Below are 2,238 nucleotides of genomic sequence, written 5' to 3' on the forward strand. Positions count from 1 at the left end.
GCCTGCGCCTGGCCGCCGACGGCGGCGAGCGTGTCGAGGAGTTCGAGGTCCAGGCGCCGAGCGTCAGCTTCGCCCAGATCGGTGGCATGGAGGGGCTGAAGAAGAAGCTCGAACTGTCGGTGCTGGGCCCGCTGCGCGACCCCGAGCTCTACCGCGCCTTCGGCAAGACCGGCAGCGGCGGCCTGCTGCTGTACGGCCCGCCGGGCTGCGGCAAGACCTACATCGCACGGGCGCTGGCCGGCGAGATGGGCGCGCGCTTCGCGTCGGTGGGGCTGGAGGACGTGCTCGACATGTGGTTCGGCGAGAGCGAGCAGCGCCTGCACAAGATCTTCGACAGCGCGCGCCGGCTGGCGCCGATGGTGCTGTTCTTCGACGAGGTCGACGCGCTCGGCCACAAGCGCAGCGAGCTGCGCGGCGGCGCCGGCCGCAACCTCGTCAACCAGCTGCTGTCCGAGATGGACGGCGCGCAGCACGACAACACCGACGTCTTCGTGCTCGGCGCCACCAACCACCCCTGGGACGTGGACTCGGCGCTGCGCCGCCCGGGCCGTTTCGACCGCACGGTGCTCGTGCTGCCGCCCGACGTCACGGCGCGCGAGCGCATCCTCGAGCATCACCTCGAAGGCTGCCCGCACGCCGGCGTCGACCTGCCGGCGCTGGCCCGCGCCACCGAGCTGTTCTCCGGCGCCGACCTGGCCCACCTGTGCAACCTGGCGCGCGAGGCGGCCATCGAGGCCAGCGCCGCGGCCGGGCGCATCCGCCCGGTGGGCCACGACGACTTCCGCCGTGCGCTGAAGACGCTGCGCCCGAGCACGCTGGAGTGGTTCGCCCAGGCGCGCAACTTCGCGATGTTCGCCAACGAGAGCGGCGTCTACGACGAACTGCTCGACTACATGAAGCGCCACCGCCTTGGCTGACGCGCCGACGCCGCGCCAGCGTGCCGACGCGCTCGTCGAGCGCAGCCGGGCGCTGGCCGCCATCGGCCGCTGGAAGGACGCCGAGGCGCAGGCGCGGCGCGCCGCCGCCGAGGACCCGTCGCACACGCGGGCGCGGCTGCAGCTGGCTTACGTGCTGGCGCAGCTCGGCCGCACCGACGAGGCCGTCGAGCTCGCGCGCGGCGTGCTGGCGCAGGAGCCCGGCTCGGCCTGGGCGATGCGCCTGCTGGCCAACGCGGATTCGGTGCGCGGCCGCCATGCCGAGGCCATCGAGATGGCGCGCCAGGCCGTGCGCGCCAGCGACGGCGACGCGCTGTCGCGCCTGCTGCTGTCCACCGTGCACCAGCGCGCCGGCGACCTGATCGGCGCGCGTGTCGAGGCCGAGGCGCTGGTGGCCGCCTTTCCCGACTGGGCCGACGGCTTCGTGCGCCTGGCCCAGACCCGCCATTCGCCCGACGAGGCGGTGCAGGCCTACCGCGAGGCGCTGCGCCTGGACCCGGAGAACGACGACGCGCTGGCCGGGCTGGCGGGCCAGAGCCGCGCGATGGCGCGCTACCGCGACGCGGTGGAGCTGGCCTGGAGCGCGCTGCGCGCCGACGTCGCCGACCGCGGGCGCCAGCGCCTGTTCGCACGTTCGGCGTGGCGCTGGCTGATGCTGTCGCGCATCGTGTCGCCGACCCGCGGCGCCGCGCGGGCCCTGGCCGACACGTTTGGCGAACCCTGCGCGCGGGCCTTCCAGGCCACCGGCGCGCACGCCGCGGCGCGGCTGTGGTTCGCGTTCCGCGTCGAGGCCATCGTGCTGGCGGTCTGGCTGGCGCTGCTGGCCGCGATCGGCGTCGCGACGCAGTTGCCCGACGCCGTCTCGGAGGTCGTGGTGCCGCTGCTGGCGCTGCCGGTGTTCATCGGGCTGGCGGTGCCGTTCTTCGTCTTCTTCGGTTTCATCGCGGCGGCGCGGCGCCAGCTCGACGCGCGCCTTCAGCGCCTGGGCCGGCCGCTGTCGTGGCTGGCGCGTGCGGCCGTGTCGGGCGTGCTGCTGATGGCGCTGTCCATCGCCGCGCTGCTGGCCTGGCCCGGCGCCGCGGGCTGGTGGACCTGGCCGCTGCTGGTGGCCATCGTGCTGACGGTGCAGGACCTCGTTCGCTGGCGCGACGCCTGGCGCGACACCCGGCCGACCACCGTGCCGGGGCAGACGCGCCGCGCGCTGGCGCGCTGGGCCGACGCGCACGCCCGGCGCTGGCTGACGCCGCCGCGGCTGGCGGCCTTCGTCGTCGCCGCGGCAGCCGCCGAGACGGCGCTGGACCGC

The 2,238-nt window shown here is 75.4% G+C and carries 2 protein-coding genes; both read left to right on the top strand.

The annotated features are described in order from the left end of the window. Positions 1-917 (top strand): ATP-binding protein (locus RBXJA2T_RS13580; RefSeq protein ID WP_138938879.1); only part of this gene is annotated, 917 nt, incomplete at its 5' end. Further along, positions 910-2,238 (top strand): tetratricopeptide repeat protein (locus RBXJA2T_RS13585; protein WP_009857968.1); only part of this gene is annotated, 1,329 nt, incomplete at its 3' end. The genes RBXJA2T_RS13580 and RBXJA2T_RS13585, both read left to right, overlap by 8 nt.

It is taken from the genome of Rubrivivax benzoatilyticus JA2 = ATCC BAA-35, from assembly GCF_000190375.1.
Classification (GTDB): Bacteria; Pseudomonadota; Gammaproteobacteria; order Burkholderiales; family Burkholderiaceae_C; genus Rubrivivax; species Rubrivivax benzoatilyticus.